Origin of the sequence: Rhizobium metallidurans, from assembly GCF_014196505.1 — a bacterium.
Classification (GTDB): Bacteria; Pseudomonadota; Alphaproteobacteria; order Rhizobiales; family Rhizobiaceae; genus Rhizobium; species Rhizobium metallidurans.
This window is the reverse complement of record NZ_JACIDW010000031.1, coordinates 1-17692: the sequence shown is the minus strand read 5'-3', so window position 1 is coordinate 17692 and position 17692 is coordinate 1. Positions and strand designations below refer to the sequence as shown.

Sequence of the window (17692 nt, the reverse complement as noted above, 5' to 3'; positions counted from 1 at the left end):
CCCGGGGAGGACTTGTTACTTGATGTAACCGGCGCGGGTCATGTCGCGGGTTGCCGTTGCCTGAGCGGCGGCAAGCGCGTCGTCGACCGTGGACTGGCCGGCGATGACAGCCGAGAACAGCTGACCGACCGTGGTGCCGAGAGCCTGGAATTCAGGGATCGCGACGAACTGGCCACCGGTGTAAGGCACCGGCTTGACGGTCGGCTTGGTGATGTCGGCAGCGTCCATCGCGGCAAGCGTCGGCGCGGCGAACGGAGCAGCCTTGGTGTACTCTTCGTTCTTGTAGAGCGAGGTACGCGTGCCCGGAGGAACGTTTGCCCAGCCTTCCTTGGAAGCGACGAGCGCCGTGTATTCCTTGCTGGTTGCCCAGGCAATGAACTTCTGCGCCGATTCAGCCTTCTTCGAGGAAGCCGGTACGGCGAGGTTCCACGACCACAGCCACTTGCCGTGGTTGTCTACGCCTTCCTTGTTCGGGAAGATGGCGTAACCGACCTTGTCGGCAACCTTCGAGTCCTTCGGGTTCGATACGAAGGATGCGGCGACGGTCGCGTCGATCCACATGCCACACTTGCCCTGCTGGAACAGCGTCAGGTTTTCGTTGAAGCCGTTGGAGGAAGCACCGGACGGGCCGGCATCCTTCATCAGGTCGGCGTAGAACTGCAGGGAAGCCTTCCACTCCGGCTGATCGAACTGCGGCTTCCACTGCTCATCGAACCAGCGACCGCCGAACGAGTTGTTCAGGGCCGAAACGAAGGCCATGTTTTCGCCCCAGCCGGCCTTGCCGCGAAGGCACATGCCGGACACATCGGCCTTGCGGTCGGTGATCTTGCGGGCAGCGTCGGCGATGAATTCCCAGGTCGGGGTTTCCGGCATGGTCAGGCCGGCTTTTTCGAACAGGTCCTTGCGGTACATGATCATCGCGGATTCGCCGTAGAACGGTGCCGCATAAAGCTTGCCGTCCATCGAAAGGCCACCGCGGATCGCCGGCAGCAGGTCGTCCACGTCATACTTGTCGCCGAGGCCGTCGAGCGGCAGCAGCCACTTCTGCTTGGCCCAGATCGGAACTTCGTAGTTGCCGATGGTGACGATGTCATACTGACCACCGCCGGCGGCGATGTCGGTCGTCACGCGCTCGCGCAGGACGTTTTCTTCAAGGGTTACCCACTCGACCTGAATATCGGGGTTGGCCTTGGTGAATTCGGCGGTCAGGCCCTGCATGCGGACCATGTCGCCGTTGTTGACGGTCGCGATCGTCAGCGTTTCAGCCGAAGCCATGCCCGCGAACGCCAGAACGGAGCAGGCGCCGAGCAGAAAAGTTTTCAATGTCATGATCTTCCTCCCAGAAGATGTTAGCGAGCATTCGCTTTGCTCATGGGCAATTACTCAACCACAGTCGAAAAATGTCAAGCTCCAATCGTTGCTGCAGCCGCGAAACGACAAGCTATCTCGCTGATTCAAAATGAAATAAATTTTTGCCCACTAGGTGAGCAAATACTCGGCGACCTCTTCATCGGTGATCAAACCGTTGATCTGATGGCCGGTGACGGCGGCCTTGATGGCCTTCATCTTGCGCTTGCCCTTGCCGATGCCGATGACGACGGAGGTGTCACGCGAGGGGATCGGAGCGGAGGCGACGCGCTCGTTGATCGGGTTGTCGAGCAGCTTGCCCTCGCTGTCGAAAATCCAGCCGCAGATCTCGCCCACGGCGCCATTGTCCATCAGCTCCATCATCTCGCCCTTCTCCAGAAAGCCGTCGACGCAGAGCGGCCCGTCGATGCCGAGTTCGCCGATGCCGACGAAGGTCACGTCGGCCTGCGCGCTCATGTCCAGCGTCGAGCGCACCAGCTGTTGGGCATGCAGCGTCTCGCGCTCTTCCGCCGAGGTTACCAGAACCGGCAGCGGCATCGGGAAGTGCCGCGCCTTCACGGCATCGGCCATGCTGAAGATGACGTTGTAATAGGCGGCCGATCCGTCGGGCGCGATGTTGCCGGTGAGCGAGACGATGCGGTGGTTGATGCATTCGATGGCCGGCAGCTGATCGACAGCCGCCTTCAGCGTTCGCCCGGTTCCGACGGCGAGAACGATCGGGTCGGTCTTCTTCAGCCAGCGTTCGATCTCGGCCGCCGCAGCCTCGGCGATGCCGACGGTAGTGGCACCGGCGCCCGGATCGCTTGGAACGATGTCCACCTGCCGCAGGCCGTATTTCTCGCGCACGGCGTTGGCGAGTTCCAGACAGGCGGCGATCGGGTGATCCAGCCGCACCTTGATCAGCCGCTCGGCGACGGCAAGCGACACGAGCCGCTGCGCCGATTGTCGCGAAATCCCCATCGACGAGGCGATCTCGTCCTGCGTGCGCCCGGCCACATAGTAGAGCCAGCCGGCGCGCGCCGCGTCATCGAGACGACCAGAAGTTTCGGACCTTTTCACCATCGACTATCCATTGCGCGCGGACCGCACCGGCTTTCGCCGGCAAAGCATTTGGTTGAAGCTATGTTCGCGCCAGATCAAAACAAAATTCGGGCAAATGTCGAGTGCATTGAGAAATTGCACAATCTATTTTAGGCCTGGGGCACGCGGCGGCTGCTCTCCAAATCGCCATCGCCGCGCCATCTTTGCCCGCAAAGGCATGCTTGACCTGAGATCGACCGCCACGCTAACTGTGTCGCAGAGGAAGAAATCGTGCGAATTCTGCTGGTTGAGGACGACAAGATGATTGGCGAGGCCGTGCGCGATCACGTCGCAGCCTCGTTCCATGCCGTCGACTGGGTCAAGAACCTTGCCGACGCGGAAGCCGCGACGGGTCCCGTCGCGTATGGACTTGTCCTGCTCGACCTCAACCTTCCCGACGGCAGCGGCGTCGATTTCCTGCGCAAGCTCCGCAGCCGCGACATCCGCACGCCCGTCATCATCCTCACCGCGCGCGATCAGATTTCCGACCGCATCGAAGGGCTGAACGCCGGCGCCGACGACTATCTCGTCAAACCCTTCAATCTGGGCGAGCTCGAGGCCCGCATCATGGCCGTGGCCCGCCGCTACGACGCCAACCCGCATCCGGTGGTGCAGATCGGCGATATCGAAATCAACAGGCCGCATCACAAGCTCTCCGTCGACGGCGCCGCCGTCATCCTGACCAGCCGCGAATGGGCCGTCCTCGACCTCTTGACCGCCCGCCCCGGCGCCATCGTCTCCAAGGACCGCATCGAGGAGGCGCTTTACGCCTTCGGCTCTGAAATCGAGAGCAACACGGTCGAGGTCTATGTCAGCCGCCTGCGCAAGAAGATCGGCAAGGATCGCATCCGCACGGCTCGCGGCATCGGCTATACGCTCGGATCGAAATGAAGCGCGAACGCAGCATCACCCGCCCGCTCATCACCGCGCTGACGACGGTGATGGTCATCTTCTGGCTCCTCGCCATCGGGCTGAGCATTCGCGTGATGCAGCACGAGTTCGACGAGATCTTCGACAGCGCCCAACAGGAAACCACGGAGCGGCTGCTGGCGCTCATCCTTGACGACATGGAGCAGCGCGGTCTGGGCGACCCGCATGGTATCGCGATGCTGAACAGCGCCGCCAATAGCGAGTACCTGACCTATCAGGTTCGCGATGCATCCGGAAAGATCCTGCTGCGCTCCAACGATGCCGTGTCGGAGCCTTTTCCGGCCCCGCTCGAGCCGGGCTTCTACGACAGCGCCACCGAGCGCATCTACACCGAGAAGACATCCGACGGCACGCTCTTCCTGCAGGTCGCGGACCGCTTCAAGAACCGCCGCGAAGCCGTGCGCGAAAGCGCGGTCACCCTGCTCATTCCGCTGGTGGCGCTCATTCCGGCAAGCATCTTCGCCATCTGGTTCATCGTCGGCCGCGCCCTGAAGCCGCTCGACGCGCTGCGCCGGGATATCGGCACCAAGGACGGCGGCAACATGGCGGCGCTGGAGAGCGCCGGCCTGCCGAAGGAGCTGAAGCCGATCGCCCGCTCCGTCAACCTCCTGCTCGGGCGCCTGCGATCGGCGCTTGAATCCGAGCGAGAATTCACCGCCAACAGCGCTCACGAATTGCGAACGCCGATCGCCGGCGCGCTCGCGCAAACGCAGCGCCTCTCCGAGGAGCTGCCCCCGGGACCGGCCCGGACGCGGGCAAATCAGATCGAAAGCTCGCTGGTCAATCTCGGGCGCCTTGCCGAGAAGCTGCTGCAGCTTGCCCGCGCCGAGGCCGGCATCGGCGGCAGCGCCACCGCCACGGATCTTCGCCCGGTGCTGGACATGATCGTCACCGATTACGAACGCGACCATCGATCGCAAGGCCGGCTGCGCTACGCGCCCGCGCCCGGGGCAACACTGGTGCGAAACGCCGACATGGACGCGTTCGGCATCATCCTGCGCAATCTCATCGAAAACGCGCTCGTTCACGGCGACCGGCAACTGCCCGTCGAAGTCAGCCTCGATCAGAACGGTGTCGTCCGTGTCGTCAATGGCGGCCCGCTGGTGCCGGAACGGGATATCGCCATGCTCAAGAAGCGCTTTCGGCGCGGCAATACCGGCGCGTCGGGATCGGGGCTTGGCCTGGCCATCACCGAGCGGATCGTCGCGCAAATGGGAGGAACGCTCGACCTGATATCGCCGGCCAGCGGCCGGACCTCGGGCTTCGAGGCGCGCATCACGCTGCCGGCCTAGCGTATCGTTTGGGCTTGCAAATCGCCGGGAACGATGCGAGCAGATTGAGACAGTTTCGAACAAGCAGAATACGGATGATCATCTCCTTCGACATCGGCGGCTCGGCGATCAAGGGCGGCGTAGCCCTCTCCGAAACCGAGATCACGCCGCTCGGCCGCCGCCCGACGCCACTCGATGATTTCGGCGCATTCGTCGATACGCTGAGAACCTTCATCACGGAGGCGGGCGGCAAGCCGACGCTTCTGTCGATCTCGATCGCCGGCGTCGTCGATCCCGATACGCAACTCCTCACCTGCGCCAACATTCCCTGCATCCACCAGCGCACGATCGCGGCCGATATCGAGGCCGAACTGGGCGTGCCGGTGCTGGTCGCCAATGACGCGGACTGCTTCGCCATGGCCGAGGCCGGCCTCGGCGCCGGTCGCGGCCACCGCATCGTGCTCGGCGTCATCTTGGGCACCGGCGTCGGCGGCGGCGTGATCGCCAACGGCCGGCTGATCAACGAGGCGGGCGGCTTCGCCGGCGAATGGGGCCACGGCCCGATCGTCGCGCTGCGCGCCGGCCACCCGCCGGTGGAAATCCCGCACTATGCCTGCGGCTGCGGCCAGAGCGGCTGCGTCGATTCGGTGGGCGGCGCGCGCGGCATGGAACGCCTGCACAAGACCCTCCACGGCCTCGATTTGACCAGCGAGGAAATCATCGCAGCCTGGCTGCGCGGCGAGGAAAAGGCGGCCCGCACGATCGACGTCTACATCGATCTCGTCGCCTCGCCGCTGGCGCTGACCGTCAACATCACCGGCGCCACCATCGTCCCCGTCGCCGGCGGCCTCTCCAATGTCGAGCCGCTATTGCATGAGCTCGACAAGGCCGTGCGCCAGCGCATCCTGCGCAAGTTCGACCGCCCGCTCGTCGTGCGCAGCGAGTGCCGCGTCGAGCCGGGGCTGATCGGGGCGGCGCTTTTGGGCTTGAAGGCGGAAGCGGAGGTGCTGGGGTAGCTACCGGCTAACCCAGACCAAAGTCTCCTCCCCAACCCCTCCCCACAAGGGGGAGGGGCTCGCTGGGCGCGCCCTATCCACCAAACGGAAACCTTTCAAAGACTGTCAGTTGCGCGACCTTGCGCGGACCGTGCCACGACTTAGCCCCTCCCCCTTGTGGGGAGGGGTTGGGGAGGGGACTTTTTACGAACTTTGAAGACGCTCCAACCCCCTACCCACAAACCAAAAACGGCGCGGTTCTCACCGCGCCGTCCGCATTCTTCACTCCGCCGCTATCGCCGGCGGATGCCCGTGATCCACCGCGTCGTCCTCACCGGATGAAACAGCCTCATCCTCCCTGCCCTTCGGCTCCTTGCCGAAGAACATCGCGTAAGCCGCCGGCAGCACCAGGATCGTTAGCACCGTGGCGACCAGGATGCCGCCCATCATGGCGTAGGCGAGTGGCCCCCAGAACACACCGCGCGAAATCGGGATCAGCGCCAGAACAGCCGTGAGTGCCGTCAGCATGATCGGACGGAAACGGCGCACGGCCGCCCCGACGATCGCCTCCTGCCGGTGCATGCCCGCCTTGATGTCCTGGTCGATCTGGTCGATCAGGATGATCGAATTGCGGATGATGATGCCCAGCAGCGCGATGACGCCGAGGATGGCAACGAAGCCGAAGGGCGCGCCCGAGATCAAGAGTGCCGCGGCAGCGCCGATGATGCCGAGCGGGCCGGTCGAAAGCACCAGCATCGCCTTGCCGAAATGCTGCAGCTGCGCCATCAGCAGGAGCACGATGACGACAAGCATGATCGGCGCCTTGGCGGCGATCGAGGCCTGGCTTTCGGCCGAATCCTCGGCACCGCCCTGGATCTCGATATTGTAGCCGGCCGGCAGGCTGTCGCGCAGCGGCTGCAGATCGGCATACATCTTCATGGCCACGTCGTTCGACTGCACGCCATCGGGCAGCGTCGCGCGGACGCTGATGGTCGGCAGGCGATCACGCCGCCACTCGATGCCCTGTTCCAGAACCGGCACCACCTTGGCGATCTGCGAGACCGGCACGAAGCCGCCGAAATCGGTGGGCACGTAGACCGAATTGACGGCCGACAGCAGCGAGCGGTTGGCTTCCGGCTCGCGGGCGACGATCGAAACCGTCTCCTCGCCATCGCGGAAATCGTCGAGCGGCGCACCGGACATCGCGGTCTGCAGCATCTGGCGGACGCGCTGCGAGGTGACGCCGAGCGCACGCGCCCGATCCTGGTCGATCACCAGCTTCATCGCCGGCACCTGCTCCAGCCAGTCGTCGTGGATGGCGCCGAGCAGCGGATTTTCCTGGAACTTGGCCTTCACCTCGTCGGCGATCCTGCGGACTTCCTGGCGATCCGGGCCCATGACGCGCATCTGCACCGGCCAGCCGGTCGGCGGACCGAGGAACAGGCGGTCGACCTTGCCGCGGATATCGGGGAAGTCCTCGGCGAGAATGGTCCTGAGCTTGACGATCAAACGCTCGCGGGCCGGCTCGTCATTGGCCATGATCAAGAGCTGCGCGAAATTCGGGTTCGGAAGCTGCTGGTCGAGCGGCAGGAAGAAGCGCGGCGCGCCTTCGCCGATATAGGTGGCGACGAACTTCTTGTCCGTGTCGTCCATGATCTTGGCTTCGAGCGCCTTCGCCTGCTTTTCGACTTCCTTGATGCTGGTCCCCTCCGGCAGCCACAGATCGACGAGGATCTCGGGACGCGAGGATTGCGGGAAGAAGTTCTGCGGGATGAACTGGAAGGCCCAGAGGCTGGTCATGAACGTCACCAGCGTCATCGCGACCACGATGATTCGGTGGCGCACGGCCCAGCTCACGGTTGCCCTGAGACGATGGTAGAAGCGCGTATCGAAGGCATCGTGATGATCGCCGCCGGCATGCTGGCGCTGCTTCAGGATCATGTAGCCGAGCCACGGCGTGAAATAGACGGCCACGAACCACGAGACGACGAGCGCGATGCCGACCACGTAGAACAGCGTGCGGACATATTCGCCGGCGGTGGATGCCGCGAAGCCGACGGGAATGAACCCTGCCGTGGTGATCAGCGTGCCCGTGAGCATCGGGAAAGCCGTGGAGGAATAGGCGAAGCTCGCCGCCTCTATCTTCACCAGCCCCTCTTCGAGCTTGCGCTCCATGAGTTCGACCACGATCATCGCGTCGTCGACGAGCAGCCCGAGCGCGATGATGAGGGCGCCGAGCGAGATGCGCTGCAGGTCGATGCCGAGTTCGTACATGATGGCGAAGGTGGCGGCCAGCACCAGCGGAATGGCGATGGCGATGACGAGGCCGGAACGCCAGCCGATCGAAAGGAACGAGACGATCAGGACGATGACCAGCGCTTCGGCCAGCGCCCGCATGAATTCGCCCACCGCCTCGGTGACGACATCGGGCTGGTTGGAGATCTGGTCGACGGAAACGCCGTAGGGCAGCGCCTGTTCGAAGCGCTCATAGGTCGCAGCGACGTCCTTGCCGACATCGGTGACCTTGTAGCCCTTGGCCATGACGACACCGACCTGAACGCTCTCGCGGCCGTTGAAGCGGTACTTCTTCTGGTATGGGTCTTCAAGCCCGGAATAGACGGTGGCGATATCGCCAAGGCGCGTCACCTGGTTGCCGGCCTTGAGTCTGAGTTCGCGGATATCGGCGGCCTTGGTCACGTCGCCTTCGACGGCGATGCGCACCGAGCGCGTGCCGGTATCGACGGAGCCCGCGGGATCGACGCTGTTCTGCCCCTTGATGGCGTTCTGCAGGTCGAGGATCGTCAGGCCACGTTCGGCGAGCGCTTGCGAGGAGACGTCGATATAGAGCTTCTCCGGCTGATCGCCGATGATCACGGCCTTCTCGACACCCGGCGTCGTCAACAGCATGTCGCGCGCCTGGATCGCGAATTTCTTCAGCTCCGGAAAGCTGTAGCCATCGCCGCTGATCGATTGCAGCGTGATGAAGGTGTCGCCGAACTCGTCGTTGAAATAGGGGCCGAGCAGGCCGGATGGCAGCTGGTTGGAGATATCTCCGACTTTCTTGCGCACCTGGTAGAAGGCGTCGGCGACCTGAGCGGCGTTGGTATCGCCCTTGACCTGCAGCGTGATGACAGCCGATCCGGCGCGCGTATAGGATTTCACCCAGTCGATACTCGGTGTTTCCTGCAGCTTGCGCTCGATCTTGTTGACCACCTGGTCTTCCATCTCCTGGATGGAGGCGCCCGGCCATACGGCCTGCACGACCATGACGCGGAAGGTGAAATCGGGATCTTCCTTCTGCCCCATGCGCATCAGCCCGAGCACGCCGGTGATCAGGATGAGCCCGAACAGGAAGCGCGCGATGCTCGGATGGCCGATCGCCCAGCGCGACAGGTTGAAGGGCTTCTTCTCGGTGGTGGAATTGTCCATTGTCCCGTTCCCTCTCCTGACCGCTTAGCGAACGACGTCGCCGGTCTCGGCCGATGCCGATTGCTGGCCGGGCAGCTTCACCTTGAGATTGTCGGTCATGAACTGCGTTCCCGCGGCAACGACGAGATCGCCGGTCTTCAAGCCGTCCGAAATGCTGACGCCGTCGCCGGTGAAGTCGGCGACCGTGACGTCCCGGGCACTCACGGTCTGCTGGTCGCGATCGACCACCCAGACGATCTTCTTGCCGTCCTTCTCGGCGAGAGCCGCGAGCGGAATGGCGACATCGGTGTTGGCGTTGCCGACGCTGGCCTCGATCGTCGCCGTCATGCCGAGGAGGACCCGATCGTCGTTGGGCAGGCTCACGCGAACCGCGAACGTGCGCGACTGCGCATCGGCACTGCCCGAGACTTCGCGCACCTTGCCGTCGAGAACGAGCTTGGCCGAGGACCAGAAGCTCGCCTTGACCGTCTTGCCCGGCTTGAACTCGGCGATGTCGTTTTCCGGCACCGCGATCTGCACTTCCTTTTCGCCGTCGAGCGCGACTGTCGCGACCGGCGTGCCGGCGGCGACAACAGCGCCCGTATCGGCGCTGATCGCTGTGACGATGCCGCTCTGGTCGGCCTTGAGCTCGGCATAGCTCACCTGGTTTCGCGCCTGGTCGAGCGAGGAGCGAGCCGCGTCGCGGGTGGATACGGCCTGATCGTAGCTGAGCGATGCCTGCTCGAGCTGCGACTTGGCCGTCACGCTCTTGTCGAACAGCTGCTGCGCGCGCTTGTTGGCGAGATCAGCCGTGCCGACACCCTTTTCGGCAGCCGCCAGATTGGCCTCCGCGGTCTTCGTCGCGAGTTCGTAGTCGGTGGCGTCGATGCGCGCGATCACGTCGCCGGGCTGGACGCGGTCGCCGATGTTGACGCGCCGCTCGGTGATCTTGCCGGCAACGCGGAAGCCGAGGTTCATCTCGACGCGCGCCTTGACCGCACCCGAGTAATCGAGCGCGCGGGTCTCGCCGGCCTTGGTGATCTCCACGACCTTCACCGGCCGCAAGATTTCCTTGGTCTCCGCCTTCTTCTCTTCGCTGCAGCCGGAAACGACGAGCGATACGGCGCCGAGAAGCGCGAAACTGGCAACGGACGGCAACCTGACTGTCTTCAGCGAAATCATCTTTCGCACTCCTGGAATGGTTATGTTTGTTGATGTGCCCGGCGGTCTGGCGCCAGGCCTATTTCTTCAGCGCGCGGATCGAGAAATCGATCAGCTCGTCCACCGTCGCGCGGTTGGTCTTGGCAAGACATTGCGCCACCATGATCGGGTGGCAGAGGGTCACCGTGGCGGCACCAAAGCAGCGCGAGGCGACGGCGGGGGCCTGATCGGCGAACTCGCCGGCGTCGATACCCTGCTGGATGACTTCGGCCAGCAGATCCTGAATGCTGTCGACATGCTTTTCGATGACATGCCAGTCGCGCTCGATGGCGACGACCACCATCTCGTGCACCTTTTCCTGGTCGAGCATGGTCTCGACCGTCATCTCGTATTGTCCGCGCACGAAACGGCTCAACCGCTCCGACGCGCTGAGCGGCAGATGGCAGATCTCATAGGCCTGCTCGTAGCTCGCCGCGAGCATCCGTCCGCAGATCGCCTGGTGGATTTCGATTTTCGAGGAGAAGAAGCGATAGACGTTGGCCGGCGACATGCCGAGATCGCGGGCAATATCGGCGACGGTGGTCTTGGAGTAGCCATAGTGACGAAACAGCCGCTCGGCCGCATCGAGAATGCGCGTGGCATTCTCCTGTCGGGTGGCTTCGAGAATGCTTTCAGCGGTGTCGTTCATGATTTCTGCCGTGTTGATTTACGACTGACGATTTTTGAATTTCGTCAGTCGTAATGCATCAGGCGACAGTTGTCAATCTTTTGCCTTGCGGTATGGGGTGGGTGAGGAATGTCGCTGTGCAATCAAAAGGCCCCTCCCCAACCCCTCCCCACAAGGGGGAGGGGCTAACTCGTGGCATGCCGCCTGCCTCGTTCTTCTGCCGGCGATGTCGAGAGGTTTCGGTGTTGGGTAAAACATTGCGCCCAGCAAAGCCCCTCCCCCTTGTGGGGAGGGGTTGGGGAGGGGTCTTCACCGCACCCACGAACGAAAAATGCCGCGGCACAAAGCACCGCGGCATCTCGAACCATCGATCAATCCCCGCTTACGCGAGCTGCGCATCCAGCGTGATCGGCACAGCGGCCAGCGCCTTGGAAACCGGGCAACCCGCCTTGGCCTTGCCGGCGAGCTCGATGAAGGTCTTTTCGTCGCAGTTGGGAACCGTGCCGCGCAGCGTCAGCAGGATGGCGCTGATCGCAAAGCCGCCCTCGACGCTTTCGAGCGTCACCTTCGCCGTCGTTTCCATGCTGGTCGCGGTAAAGCCCGCCTCGCCGAGGATCAGCGACAGCGCCATGGTGAAGCAGCCGGCATGGGCGGCGCCGATCAGTTCTTCGGGATTGGTGCCAGGGAGGCCTTCGAAGCGGCTGGCGAAGCCATAAGGGTAGGATTTGAGCGCGCCGCTCTGTGTCGAGATCTGACCCTTGCCGTCCTTGATGCCGCCCGACCACTGTGCGGAACCTGTGCGATTGATCTGCATGCCGTTCTCCTGTTGGACTGAGTGTTCTCCAACGCGGCGGACCCGCCGCGTCATCCGGTCAAGAGGCGCGAAAACCCCTTCGCCCGAGGATATAAGTCTCTAATCCAGGAAGGCGACAGTCTTGTAAAATTTGATTGCGCCGACCGCCGACATCGCCATCACCGGCAGTCCTGCGCTGATCAGCGGATGGTGCCGGCGGTCTCCAGCGTGAAGAGTTCCTGCGGCCGCTGCACGCCGCGCAGCGCGTAGCGCCCGACGCAGGCAAGCGCGCCACGCTCAGTCTCGGGAACGGCGGCGGCGAAATCGGACGACATCAGCACGTTGAAATCGACCGACCGGCAGAGCGAGGCGATGCGGCTGACCTCGTTGACGGCGGGACCGATGACCGTGAAATCGAGCCGTTCCTGGCTGCCGATATTGCCATAGAAGACGTCGCCGATATGCAGGCCAATATAGACGTCGGTGGTCGGCCGTTCCTCGAAGGCGCGCTCGTTGTTCAGCCTCACCAATCTTTCGTGCAGCATCCGCTCGGCCTTCAGCGCCGCCGAACAGGCGTCCGCTGGTGCATCGGCCTTGAAGATCGCCAGCACCCCGTCGCCGATCAGCTTCAGCACATTGCCGCCGGCCTCATGCACCGCCGTGATGACCAGATCGCTGTAGGCGTTCAGCATCGGCAGGATTTCCTCGGGCGAGGCGCTGTCCGAGATCTTCGTGTAGTTCACCAGGTCGGAGAACCACAGCACGGCCGAAATCCGCTCCGACTTGCCGCGGCTGATCTTGCCATCCAGCACCTGCCGCGCCGCGTCCTCGCCGAGATAGACCTCGGCGATCGTGCGGGCGATGCGCCCGAGCGCGATGCACTTGATGGCGAGCGCCAGCACCGGCACCAGCTTGCGCAGGATCATCATGTGATGATCGGAAAACCCTTCCGGATGGCGCGTGACGAAATGCGCGAAGAAGCAATCCATCTCGCCGATCGTACCGGCCTTTTCGAACTTGCGTACCATCGCGACGAAATCGGTATGCCCTTCCGCCTGCATCGTATCCAGCATGTAGAAATCGGCCGGATCGCCGAACCCCAGCCGGCGGCGAACCTCGTTATCGGTGCCCGCCCAAAGACGGTAGAAGGCCGAGCGCTGCCAGTTTTCCAGCGAATTCCCATCGCCGCCCATCGGGCCATAGGCGAACTCCGCCTCGACATCTTCCTCGCTATCCCAGCGAAAAGCACGCCCCTCGTGAACCGGGTGCAGCGTATCCATCAGCGCCAGGCTACGGTCGAGCGGAAGACCAAGCCTTCGGCAGGTCTCGCAGAAGCCGGTCAGCAGCTCGGATTCGGTCGCGCCATTCAGCCCCTGCTCCGTCAGCCATGCCGCAACCGTACCGATATCGCTGTATTCCATGCCACATTCACCTTGTCTGATAGAATAGCCTTAACGTGATTTGACGGCCGACGAAACGGCAAAGCTGACAAACGTCATGTCCCGCCCTCATGTCATAAGGTGTGATGATTTCGACCGCCGGCAAGGATGCCGACAGGGACGCCACAGCCCTACTTCAAAAATGGCCAGGCGCGGGCCTTTTGCGAGGCGGGGCTCTGGCACGCCGCTTCGTTTACGTTTACGAAGAAGGTCAAATCGCTTTGGGAGGAGCAGCCTGTGTCGCAAGATGCGCTTTACGACATCCGTGACGATCGTTTCAACCGCCTGATCGCGGGCAGCGCCAGGCTGGAGGAGCTCTATTCCGGATGCCGCTGGGCCGAGGGTCCCGTCTGGTTCTCCGATCTCAACTGCCTTCTCTGGAGCGACATCCCCAATGAGCGCATCATGCGCTGGGTACCGGACGGCGGCGCCTCGGTCTTCCGCTCCCCGTCCAACTATGTCAACGGCAACACCCGCGATCGTCAGGGCCGGCTGGTCTCCTGCGAACATGGCGGCCGTCGCGTCACCCGCACCGAGCCGGATGGCCGCATCACCGTGCTCGCCGATCGCTACAAGGGCAAGCGCCTGAATTCGCCGAACGACGTCGTCGTCCGCTCCGACGGCTCCATCTGGTTCACCGATCCGAGCTACGGCATCATGTCCGATTATGAAGGCCACAAGGCCGAGCCCGAGCAGGAAACCAGAAACGTCTACCGCATCGATGCCGGAACCGGCGAAATCGAAGCGGTCGCCACCGACTTCATCCAGCCCAACGGGCTCGCCTTCTCTCCGGATGAAAAGCAGCTCTATATCGCCGATTCAGGCTCCTCGAACCACGAAGTGCCGCGCCATATCCGCGCCTTCGACGTGGTCGACGACCGCAAGCTGACCAACAGCCGCTACTTCTGCTCGATCGACAAGGGCGTGCCCGATGGCTTCCGCTTCGACGTCGCCGGCAACCTATGGAGCAGTGCGGCCGACGGCGTCCACTGCTTCGCGCCCGATGGAACCCTCATCGGCAAGATCAAGGTGCCGCAGACGGTCTCCAACGTCACCTTCGGTGGCCAGAAGAAAAACCGTCTGTTCATAACCGCGACGCAATCGCTCTACGCCATTTACTTGACGACCAACGGCGCCCAGTACCCGTAAGTCAAAACCGACATTGAACGCGCAGCCGGGGCCGCTTGTTACGCCGCCGCTGCGCCTCCGTCCCCGATATCGTTACCGCCGTGAGAAACTGACATGCGTTCCATCGTTCCCTATAACGAATCCTGGGCTTTCCATGAGGGTGCCGGCCAGCATCTGCTGCGCGATTTCGACGGCCGCGTCATCGTCAACCTGCCGCATACGGCGGTCGAGCTGCCGTTCAACTATGTCGATGAAGCAAGCTACCAGCGCGCCTTCACCTATCAGAAGCTGCTGCGCTGGATGCCGGAATTCGAGGGCCGCGAGGTCTCCCTGGTGTTCGACGCGGCGATGGCCGACGCCGTGGTCTACTTGAACGGCGAGGAGATCATCGCCCACAAGGACGGCTACACGCCCTTCGAGGCGCGCCTGACCAACGGTCTTCAGCGCGGCGACAACCTGATATCAGTCACCATCGACGGCAGCGAGAACCCCGCCATCCCGCCCTTCGGCGGCGCCATCGACTATCTGACCTATGCGGGCATCTATCGCGAGGTCTGGCTGAAGGTCACCGATCCCGTCTCGATCCGCAACGTCAAGATCGAGACCACGAACGTGCGCTCGCAAGAAAAGTCCGCCTCCGTTCGCGTCCATCTCGCCAATCCCCGCAATGTGCCCTTCCTCGGCACGCTGACCGCCTCGCTTGCCGATATCGATGGCAATGTGCTGGCCACCGCCGCGACGGACACGACCGGCGACGACGCAACGCTCGATTTCGACGGCCTCACCGGTATCGCGCTGTGGGATATCGACAATCCGGAACTCTACCGGATGACGGTTGAGCTCAAGACCAGCCATGGTTCCGACAGGCTGACGACCAGCTTCGGCTTCCGCACCGCCGAGTTCACCGCTGAAGGCTTCAGGCTGAACGGCCGCCCGCTGAAGCTGCGCGGCCTCAACCGCCACCAGTCCTTCCCCTATGTCGGCTATGCCGCCGGACGCTCCGCCCAGGAACGCGACGCCGACATCATGAAATCCGTGCTGAAGTGCAACATGGTCCGCACCTCGCACTATCCGCAATCGAAGTGGTTTCTCGACCGCTGCGACAAGATCGGCCTGCTCGTGTTCGAGGAGATCCCCGGCTGGCAGCATATCGGCAACCAGGAATGGCAGCATGAATCGATCCGCAACGTCCGCCGGATGATCGAGCGCGACTGGAACCACCCCTCGATCGTCATCTGGGGCGTGCGCATCAACGAGAGCCAGGACAGCCACCACTTCTACGCCGAGACCAACCGGCTCGCCCGCGAGCTCGACCCCACCCGGCCGACCGGCGGCGTTCGCTACATCACCGATAGCGAGCTGCTCGAGGACGTCTACACGATGAACGACTTTATCCTCGGCAACGAGGAGCTGCCCGGCGCCAACCGCCCGCGCACGCCGCTGCGGCCGCAGCAGGAGAGCACCGGCCTCTCCTACAAGGTGCCGTACATGATCACCGAATTCGGCGGTCACATGTACCCGACCAAGATCTACGACCAGGAAGCGCGCCAGGCCGAGCATGTCCGCCGCCACCTCGAAGTGCTGAACGCCGCCTATGGCGACCCCGACATAGCGGGCGCCATCGGCTGGTGCATGTTCGACTACAACACCCACAAGGATTTCGGCTCCGGCGACCGCATCTGCTATCACGGCGTCATGGACATGTTCCGCGAACCGAAATTCGCTGCCTACGCCTATGCTAGCCAGTGCGACCCCTCCGAAGACGTGATCATGAAGCCGGTCACCTTCTGGGCGCGCGGCGAGCGCAACATCGGCGGCGTGCTCCCCTTGATCGTGCTGACCAATTGCGACGAGGTCGAGCTGACCTACGGCTCGGTGACCAAGCGCGTCGGCCCCGACTACGAGAGCTTCCCGCACCTGCCGCATCCGCCCGTCGTCTTCGACCACCGCCACTTCACCGCCGACGAACTCGGCATATGGGGCCAGAAATGGATCGACGGCAGCTTCACCGGCTATGTCGACGGCGCGCCCGCGGCGCGGCTGACGCTGGTCGCCGATCCGCTGCCGACGACGCTGCAGGTGATCGCCGACAGCACCCGGCTGAAGGCGCGCGAACGCGACACCACCCGCATCGTGCTGCGCGCGCTCGACCAGCAGGGCCAGCGCCTGCCGTTCCTGAACGAAGTGGTGACGATGGCCGTCACCGGCCCGGCGAAGATCATCGGCCCCAGCACCATCCCGCTCCAGGGCGGCACGGCCGGTCTCTGGATCGAGACCACGGGCCTCACCGGCGAGATCGTGCTCGAGGCCACCTGCCCCCGCTTCGGCGCGGTGCGGCTGACCCTGGCGGCGGTCTGACCAACGATGCCTCGGCTGAGACGGCCGAGGTTGTGACGCCGGCGGTCGCGGCAGAGAGCCGCACGGAGCCCGCGTCACGTCGGCTACGACAGGCACGCCGGAGCAGGACCGTCGTCAGGCACCGGCCAGCGCCCCCCGCATGGCCGGATGCCGCTGGAAACGCCCTTTCAAGCGCATGACTGCGTTTACAAGGCGCTGCTCCAACCGGCGACCCGCGCCGCCATCGTCGCGAGGTGATCGCCGGCCGAAAAGCCGGAGATCGTCTTGCGCGGCGTGAGGTCATGATCGCCGTCCTCGAACCAGGCAATCTCGATCGTCTCCGCGAGACGATAGCCCGCGACCTCGTCGCGTGTCCCGAACGGATCACGCGTCCCCTGGCAGATCAGCGTCGACGTCGACAAGTGTCGTAGATGCGCCGTGCGCAACTGCTCCGGCTTGCCGATCGGATGGAAAGGGTAGCCGAGGCAGAACAGCCCGGCGATCCGCCCGGCCCGGAAGAGATCGTCCGCCACCATGCTGGCAACCCGTCCGCCCATCGACTTGCCGCCGATGATCAGCCGGGGCGGCGCGCCAAGCGCGTCGACGGCGGCAAGATACTCGGATATCAATCGCTCGGCCTTCGGCGCCGGCGGCCTGCGTCCCGACGATCGCCGCTCGGCCATGTAGCCGAACTCGAAGCGAACCACGCGCAGCCCCGCCCCGCCGATCGCATCGGCCGCCCGCGTCATCGCCGCCGAATCCATCGCGCCCCCGGCGCCATGCGCCATAAGCAGGGTCACGCGCGCATCGTCGGGACCTGTGATGAGATAGGATTGGGTCATGGGCCGACCTTACACACAAAATCGCAGCTGTCGCGGACCATTGTGCGTCGTCACTATGTCTATAAGGGGGATTTGGTTGCGAGTGTGGAATCGGAACCCCGCGGCCTTCCGCGCACGCTAACAACCCGCGTTGTGCGGGCTTTGTTTGTCTTGTCTTATGTGATTTCTGTCTTTGGAGAGATTGGTTGCGGGGGCAGGATTTGAACCTGCGGCCTTCAGGTTATGAGCCTGACGAGCTACCGGGCTGCTCCACCCCGCGCCAGCGTAAATCCC

General features: G+C 63.6%; 13 protein-coding genes and 1 tRNA gene. 5 read left to right on the top strand and 9 right to left on the bottom strand.

Annotated elements, in window-relative coordinates:
• Positions 1-15: 15 nt before the first annotated feature.
• Positions 16-1329: an ABC transporter substrate-binding protein gene (locus GGQ67_RS23500; RefSeq protein ID WP_183902529.1), complete on the bottom strand. Its 1314-nt coding sequence runs from the start codon at positions 1327-1329 to the stop codon at positions 16-18.
• Positions 1330-1479: 150 nt separating this feature from the next.
• Positions 1480-2430 carry a sugar-binding transcriptional regulator gene (locus tag GGQ67_RS23495; protein WP_183902528.1) on the bottom strand — a complete coding sequence of 317 codons (951 nt, stop codon included), beginning with the start codon at positions 2428-2430 and terminating at the stop codon, positions 1480-1482.
• A gap of 249 nt (positions 2431-2679) precedes the next feature.
• Between GGQ67_RS23495 and GGQ67_RS23490 the strand changes: the two genes are divergently transcribed.
• From GGQ67_RS23490 to GGQ67_RS23480, 3 genes are all read left to right on the top strand, one after another.
• Positions 2680-3339, top strand: a complete 660-nt coding sequence (locus GGQ67_RS23490; protein ID WP_183902527.1) for a response regulator — start codon at positions 2680-2682, stop codon at positions 3337-3339.
• Positions 3336-4670, top strand: a complete 1335-nt coding sequence (locus GGQ67_RS23485; protein ID WP_183902526.1) for a sensor histidine kinase — start codon at positions 3336-3338, stop codon at positions 4668-4670. Before GGQ67_RS23490 ends, GGQ67_RS23485 begins: the two co-directional genes overlap by 4 nt.
• A 74-nt stretch (positions 4671-4744) precedes the next feature.
• Positions 4745-5665: an ROK family protein gene (locus GGQ67_RS23480; RefSeq protein ID WP_183902525.1), complete on the top strand. Its 921-nt coding sequence runs from the start codon at positions 4745-4747 to the stop codon at positions 5663-5665.
• Positions 5666-5926: 261 nt separating this feature from the next.
• Here the strand turns inward: GGQ67_RS23480 and GGQ67_RS23475 are convergent, their stop codons facing one another.
• The 5 genes from GGQ67_RS23475 to GGQ67_RS23455 form a co-directional block, all read right to left on the bottom strand.
• On the bottom strand, positions 5927-9073 hold the full coding sequence (locus GGQ67_RS23475; protein WP_183902524.1) for an efflux RND transporter permease subunit: 3147 nt from the start codon (positions 9071-9073) through the stop codon (positions 5927-5929).
• Positions 9074-9097: 24 nt separating this feature from the next.
• Positions 9098-10234, bottom strand: a complete 1137-nt coding sequence (locus GGQ67_RS23470) for an efflux RND transporter periplasmic adaptor subunit (RefSeq protein WP_183902523.1) — start codon at positions 10232-10234, stop codon at positions 9098-9100.
• Between the two features lie 58 nt (positions 10235-10292).
• Complete coding sequence (locus tag GGQ67_RS23465; RefSeq protein ID WP_183902522.1) at positions 10293-10901, bottom strand: TetR/AcrR family transcriptional regulator; 609 nt, start codon at positions 10899-10901, stop codon at positions 10293-10295.
• Positions 10902-11262: 361 nt separating this feature from the next.
• Positions 11263-11694: an OsmC family protein gene (locus GGQ67_RS23460; RefSeq protein WP_018902456.1), complete on the bottom strand. Its 432-nt coding sequence runs from the start codon at positions 11692-11694 to the stop codon at positions 11263-11265.
• A 179-nt stretch (positions 11695-11873) separates the two neighbouring features.
• The gene (locus GGQ67_RS23455) at positions 11874-13094 is read right to left on the bottom strand and encodes an adenylate/guanylate cyclase domain-containing protein (protein ID WP_183902521.1); all 1221 of its coding nucleotides are present in this window, start codon (positions 13092-13094) and stop codon (positions 11874-11876) included.
• Between the two features lie 255 nt (positions 13095-13349).
• Here GGQ67_RS23455 and GGQ67_RS23450 point away from each other — a divergent pair, with 255 nt between their 5' ends.
• The gene (locus tag GGQ67_RS23450) at positions 13350-14261 is read left to right on the top strand and encodes an SMP-30/gluconolactonase/LRE family protein (protein WP_183902520.1); all 912 of its coding nucleotides are present in this window, start codon (positions 13350-13352) and stop codon (positions 14259-14261) included.
• Positions 14262-14354: 93 nt separating this feature from the next.
• Positions 14355-16598 (top strand): glycoside hydrolase family 2 protein, encoded by a 2244-nt coding sequence (locus tag GGQ67_RS23445; RefSeq protein WP_183902519.1) that lies wholly within the window; start codon positions 14355-14357, stop codon positions 16596-16598.
• Between the two features lie 185 nt (positions 16599-16783).
• On the opposite strand, the gene GGQ67_RS23440 is transcribed toward GGQ67_RS23445, so the two are convergent.
• Entirely contained in the window at positions 16784-17419 is a 636-nt protein-coding gene (locus GGQ67_RS23440) for an alpha/beta hydrolase family protein (protein ID WP_183902518.1), read from the bottom strand.
• Between the two features lie 182 nt (positions 17420-17601).
• Positions 17602-17678 (bottom strand) — tRNA-Met (locus GGQ67_RS23435).
• Positions 17679-17692 lie beyond the last annotated feature (14 nt).